The organism is Neobacillus drentensis (assembly GCF_036962765.1).
In the GTDB taxonomy this organism is placed as follows: Bacteria; Bacillota; Bacilli; order Bacillales; family Cytobacillaceae; genus Neobacillus; species Neobacillus drentensis_C.
This window is the reverse complement of the sequence record NZ_JBALOS010000002.1, coordinates 180,810-187,016: the sequence shown is the minus strand read 5'-3', so window position 1 is coordinate 187,016 and position 6,207 is coordinate 180,810. Positions and strand designations below refer to the sequence as shown.

The following is a 6,207-nucleotide window of genomic DNA, read 5'->3' as shown; positions in this document are numbered from 1 at the left end:
ACTGCACTTCATTTACCGAACGAGCGGATTTTTCCTTCCCAAGGTAAATGTAACTGCCTTTCATTTACCCAACGAGCGGATTTTTCCTCCTCAAGGTAAATGTAACAGCACTTCATTTACCACCAGCGTAAAATTACACTCCAAGCGGTAAATAAAAAAGACCAACCTCAAAAGCGAGATTGGCCTGTCCACTGTACACGGACAAATATAAGAAAGTGTCTACGGATGGTGCCTGACACCACAATTGAAAATGACACCAAAGTTTAAAAGTCAAAGTTGTCGGGGTCTGGGCCGACGCGGTGGTTTTGGTTTAGTTGGTCGATTTGGTGCATGTCTTGTTGTGTTAGTTCAAAGTCGAATACTTGTGAGTTTGCGATGATCCGGTGTTCTTTTGTTGATTTTGGTATTGTGATGACACCGTTTTGCAGATCCCAGCGCAAGATGATTTGGGCAACTGATTTATTGTATTTTGCAGCGATTCCCACCAACACTTCATTGTCTAACAATTGACCTTGCATTAATGGTGACCAGGCTTCCATCTGTATGCCATGTTCGCGGCAAAATGCTTGAACTTCTTTTTGGGTTAAGCGTGGATGGTATTCGACTTGATTTACCATTGGCTTAATTTCCGCATCCTTCATCAGATCTTCTAGGTGGTGAGTTTGGAAATTACTTACCCCAATCGCTCTCACACGACCTTCTTTGTAAAGCGTCTCTAATGCTCTCCACGCCTCTTTGTATTTGCCTTCTACCGGCCAATGAATCAGATAAAGGTCTAGGTATTCCAACCCTAGTTTATTTAGGCTAGTTTGATACGCTGCCAGCGTTGATTCGTAACCCAGATCGGCATTCCAGACCTTTGATGTTACGAATAGATCCTCCCTAGCGATGCCTGCTTCTCTAATCCCTTGTCCGACGCCCTCTTCATTTTCATAAATGGCCGCGGTATCAATACTCCGATAGCCATGTTGAATCGCCGTTTTTACCGCATTCACGAGCTCCGGTCCTTCCTCTACTTTAAAGACGCCAAGGCCGAACCATGGCATTTTTACCCCATTATTTAATGTAGTAGTACTCTGTAAATTGTTCATCATTGATAAAACCTCCAATTGTTTTAAGTTAAATTGTTATGCTGATATATTTAATGTCCACCCCAAGAGGACAGATGCACTTTTGTGGTGCCTGACACCATTGACTACAACCATTGACTACACTTTTGATGATGAGACCATTGACGGCACCTTTGTTGATGACACCACGGAATCTTTCCGCTCGAGTGCCCGGCTCACTCCTGTTAGGATGGCTGCAACGAGGACCATGAGGGCTCCGATCCATGTTGTGTGGATGAGGCCTAGTGTGTCGGTGATGATGCCGCCTAGGTAGGAACCGATGGCGATTCCTGCGTTGAAGGCTGCGATGTTGATGGCGGATGCTACATCGACCGCGCTTGGGACGTAGCGTTCTGCTAGGATCACGACGTATACCTGCAGCCCCGGTACGTTCATAAAAGCAAGCAATCCCATGAAAATAATCGTGATTAAACCCGCGATTTTGAACGGCGCCGTGAACATTAAGACGAAAAGGACCACAGCCTGGACGATAAACATATAGAATAGGGATCCAATCGGATTGCGGTTCGAGAGCTTCCCGCCTAGCATATTGCCGACTGCGATCGCCAATCCGTATGCGAGTAAAATGATGGCGATGGCTCCTTCGTTAAATCCGGTTATTTCCTGTAATAATGGTGACAAATAAGTAAAGACAACAAATGTCCCGCCATATCCAAGGGCCGTGATCACGAATAGAAGTAAGAGTCGGCCATTGGTCAGGAGTTTGACTTGGTCCCGAGCGCTGGTCTGGGTTCCTTTCTTCAAAAAAGAAGGGATGAGAATCCAGTTAGCGATGAAGCCGATGATGCCAACGATAACGATGAGGATGAAGGCGAGCCTCCAGCCATATTGTTGGCCAATGAATGTTCCCAATGGCACGCCGGTAACTGTGGCGACGGTTAGGCCAGAGAACATGATCGAGATGGCGCTCGCGCGGCGGTTGGCCGGGACGAGGTCGGCGGCGATGGTTGAGCCGATTGACATGAAGACGCCATGTGATAGAGCTGAAATGACACGCGCTGCCAGCAGGACGCTGATGGTTGTTGCGCTTGCGGCGATTCCGTTACCGATGATGAAGACGATCATAATCCATAATAAAAGCGTTTTTCGTGACATTCTTGATGTCAGTGATGTTAGGACCGGTGCCCCGAATGTGACCCCAAGGGCGTATAGGGAGACGGTTAGTCCTGCAGTGGTAACTGGTATGTGCAAATCTTGAGCGATGAGCGGCAGCAGGCCGACACTGATAAATTCGGTGGTGCCGATTGCGAAGGCGCTGATGGCTAAGGCCAGCAGTGCGAATGTGCTTTGCTGTTTATTTAAAGGCATAAATTTTTCCTCCTCATTGTGTAGGTTTATTAAAAAAGGTATGATTGTTTTCATCCGGCAAATGTTATTATGGAGTATATATAGATTTATCGGAAGTACGCACTTTAAAGTGATATAGGTACCTCTAGGTTATATAGGTACTTTTTAGTGCCTGCATTTGGTGTAATGAGGAGGACGATGAAAATGGAGAAGAAAAAATATAATATTTCGGTCGAGGCGACGCTGGAGGTGATTGGTGGGAAATGGAAGTGTGTGATTCTCTGCCATTTGACGCATGGGAAAAAGCGGACGAGTGAATTGAAGCGGCTGATGCCGAATATTACGCAGAAGATGCTGACGCAGCAGCTGCGGGAGCTGGAGGACGATGGCGTAATTAATCGGATTATTTATAATCAGATTCCACCGAAGGTCGAGTATGAGCTGAGTGAATATGGAAGGAGCTTGGAGGGAATTCTGAATTCGCTCTGTACTTGGGGCGAGCATCATATTGAGAGGGTATATGGGGATAAGTTCTCAGTCCTCGAGGAGAATGTTTTGAACGATCATCTTAAATAGATGGTGTTTTCGGTGTCAGGCATCATTGACCATTAACCATTGCATTGCACGCCAAAAGCCGCATTGACGCGGCCTTTGGCATGTTTTTTATGATTGTATATAAGGTCGGTCTTTTAGATGGTCGGTGTGCTCCAATATGTGAACGTAAAACTGTTCGTAGCGGACCCAGCGGAGCGGGAATGAAAATGCGACTTCATTCTTCTTGTCGTAAATGAGAACGTGTTTTTTGTTATGTTCTACCTTTTTGATTTCATGCAAGCCGATGGTATGCTGCTTAGATCCGTCTTCCATCATTAGCTGCAGGCCGACGATCTCAATTTTTCTTTTCTTATTTTTTGTGAGTTCATATAGACACATAGCTCCGCCGATAACCGTTAGAGCCAATAAGAAAGGAATCCCTTCTTTCGAGAACCCTGTTAGAGCCTCTTTAATCCAATGAACTACCGCGAGGCTGAGAAAGAACCAGGCACCTCGGCTGAGCCGTGGCGAACTTTCAAAATAAACACTAGTTTCATGTTCCTCCCTTTCCTCTGCTCTCTTTATGAAAAAAGCGGCTTTATGTTCTTCGATGCTGGCTGAATCCCATTCGACAAAATCAGTATAGCTGCCGTCCCATAATTCGGCCGTATCGTCGCCATCCTCAAGCGCATAGCCGCCTGCCCAGCCCGCATATCGGGTCCCGATATGCAAGAAACTCAGCAGGTAATAGCGTATCGGCTGGTGATATGTATTTTCTGTTTCGACTTTATCGATGATCTGAATGTCCTCCGGAAAGCGGATGACTCCTTCGTCTTCTTCCGGCAGATTGATAATCGTCGAAAAGAGTCTGGTTTTCGCCAAATGCGGCTGCTTTCCTTCAGCAATTGGATAGAGATGCTCTAGATTTCTTTCCTTCAACTCCCAATAGACCATTTCTGCACTTTCAATATGCTCGGCTGCTTCTATGAGAGTGTTCTGTTGATAAGGAAGGTTTTTGGCCACGCATACCAACAGGGCCTGCGTTTTTATTAACGGATCGCGGAAGGTCATTGCCTGCTCCAGCTCAGCGCCGATCTCAGATGAATAATAATATTCCATTAAGCTAATAAATAATTTCATTTTTGTACGAACGGCAAAATAACTATCCTTCCAAGCCGTGTACACATATTTGCTTGAAAAATCGGCATCAAATTTCAGATACTCCTGCTTCACTGCCTGATAATCTTTGAACAGAGACGGGAGAATTACCTCCTTTTTATAGCCCTTTTCCAAGCCGGAGTCGTTTAGCGATAATACTAAACTATAAAGCAATAATTTATAGTGCTGGGTATTGAATTTGTCGAGTGTTTTATCAAGGATTCCCTTAACCAGCATCGGATATGGATCCAGCTCCTTAACCGGAATATGGAAATCTTCGGTCTGGATTAACTCGACGATTTTTTCCTCGAGCACATAAAAAATATCTTCGTCTTCTGTTGATAACAACATTTCAATGGCCCGCTCTTTTGCCTGCAGGTCAAGACCGTCGAAATGTTTAAGGAGCCCCTCTACCACTTCTGGCATCGGAAAATCACAGACAAAGTCAATCAGATAAAAGGAGGGGTTATCCCATTTATCCACAGGCTCTGGAAAGGTTGACGCCGCCGTTTTGATCATATCCTTTAAAACATCGATTTGAATCTCGAGTCCTTCTTCAAGCTTATATTGAAAAAGCTGGTCAAGAGCTTCAAATCTCTTTTGTGGATTTTCGCTTTTCACCTGCTTTAAAATCGAACGCAGTTTTAATTCTATCATCGAACCGCTCCCTCTCCCATTCTTCTAATTTGAGACACTATTATTTTATTGGATTACGGCAAAATCTGCAATGAAGTCAAGGGGGAAATCCTTTCAAAAAAAAGACCTAACTGTTTCCAGTTAGATCTTTACTTTAACGATTGAGTTAGTCTAATACGATGACTTTTACGGTCTTTCTTCCCCATTGTAAACATTTGGATCTGGTTGGCATTAATACGTCGATTTTATGGCCTTTAATGGCACCACCCGTGTCGCCTGCGACGGCAACGCCATATCCTTCAACCCAGACTTTTTTTCCAAGTGGAATGACTCTTGGGTCGACGGCAATCAATTTCATATTTGGATGTTTGCCAATGTTGTAGCCCGATGCGGTAATGTTACCGGACTCTTCTGGGCTGTATGCTGTAGCGGTCACATACATTTCCTTACCCTGTATGGCCACATTTGTTTCGTTTTCTTCAGTTGGCGCCGGTTTGGTTGTTGAGACTGTTCGTGCCTTCGCCGCATCTTGTTCTTGTTTGATTTTGGCTTGAATATCTTTCATTTGTGATTCAATGCCTGCCTTTTCCTGCTCGGCAAGTGCCATTTGTTTAAGGATTTGGCTATATTTTTGTTGCATAACGGTTAGGGTTTGTTGTCTTTTTTGCATGTTTTGATCAAGTGTTTGCTGCTGGTTCGCCAACGCTTTTTGATCTTCTAGTAAAATTTGTTCTTGTCTATCAATCTCTTTTTTATCTTCTTCAATCTGCAGAAGGTCTTTCTTCTGGGATCCTAAAATATCTTTATCCGCATCCATCAGGGCCGAAACGGCGCTCGCGCGTTGGATAAAATCGGTGATACTATCAGAATCGAAAAATAAGTTGATAATGACATCGATATTATCTGTTTGTTGAAGTGAAACAGCTCTCTGCTTCATAATCCCTTTACGGGCCAGGATTTTGTCTTCAAGGACAACAATATCTTGTTTCTTTTTTTCAATGAGTTGGTTCGTTGCATCTATTTTTTGCTGCGTTTGGGCCATTGCTTCTTTGTTTTTTGTAATATCGTTGTAAAGGGCATTCAATTCTTGTTGGATTTTTCCAATTTCTTGATTAACAGTCTGCTTTTCTTGCGCCTTTTGCTCTACTATTCTTTGTTTTTGCTCCAGCTGTTGCTTGGCATTATGTAGGGCTTCCGTGCTTGTTTGTGCATATGTAACCATAGAACCCGATACTGTTAAAATCATTGTAAGTAACACGAGAATGATACGCTTTTTTGTCGTTTGCATACACTTTCTCCTTTCCTTAGTAATCTATTTATACCAGAAGAATGTACCAGTAATGTTACAAAAAGATTAAATGTTCATCACTTTTTGTCATATTACACATTAAAGTGTCATTTCTGTGTCATAACAGTGTCTATTTTTTGGGGCAGGATTTTTATTAAAAGGCTCTGTTAAACT

General features: G+C 43.7%; 5 protein-coding genes. 1 reads left to right on the top strand and 4 read right to left on the bottom strand.

The window, feature by feature from the left end:
* Positions 1-263: 263 nt before the first annotated feature.
* Together V7137_RS01295 and V7137_RS01290 are read right to left on the bottom strand one after the other, a co-directional pair.
* Positions 264-1,094 carry an aldo/keto reductase gene (locus tag V7137_RS01295; RefSeq protein ID WP_335696390.1) on the bottom strand — a complete coding sequence of 277 codons (831 nt, stop codon included), beginning with the start codon at positions 1,092-1,094 and terminating at the stop codon, positions 264-266.
* A gap of 114 nt (positions 1,095-1,208) precedes the next feature.
* Positions 1,209-2,438 (bottom strand): MFS transporter, encoded by a 1,230-nt coding sequence (locus V7137_RS01290; RefSeq protein WP_335696389.1) that lies wholly within the window; start codon positions 2,436-2,438, stop codon positions 1,209-1,211.
* 183 nt (positions 2,439-2,621) lie between these two features.
* Between V7137_RS01290 and V7137_RS01285 the strand changes: the two genes are divergently transcribed.
* On the top strand, positions 2,622-2,993 hold the full coding sequence (locus V7137_RS01285; RefSeq protein WP_218347085.1) for a winged helix-turn-helix transcriptional regulator: 372 nt from the start codon (positions 2,622-2,624) through the stop codon (positions 2,991-2,993).
* Between the two features lie 87 nt (positions 2,994-3,080).
* Here V7137_RS01285 and V7137_RS01280 read toward each other — a convergent pair whose 3' ends face one another.
* Both V7137_RS01280 and V7137_RS01275 read right to left on the bottom strand, forming a co-directional pair.
* Positions 3,081-4,766, bottom strand: coding sequence for a hypothetical protein (locus tag V7137_RS01280; RefSeq protein ID WP_335696388.1), 1,686 nt, complete (start codon positions 4,764-4,766; stop codon positions 3,081-3,083).
* 145 nt (positions 4,767-4,911) lie between these two features.
* A complete protein-coding gene (locus tag V7137_RS01275; RefSeq protein WP_335696387.1) occupies positions 4,912-6,033 on the bottom strand; it encodes a 3D domain-containing protein in 1,122 nt (373 codons plus the stop codon).
* Positions 6,034-6,207: the final 174 nt, after the last annotated feature.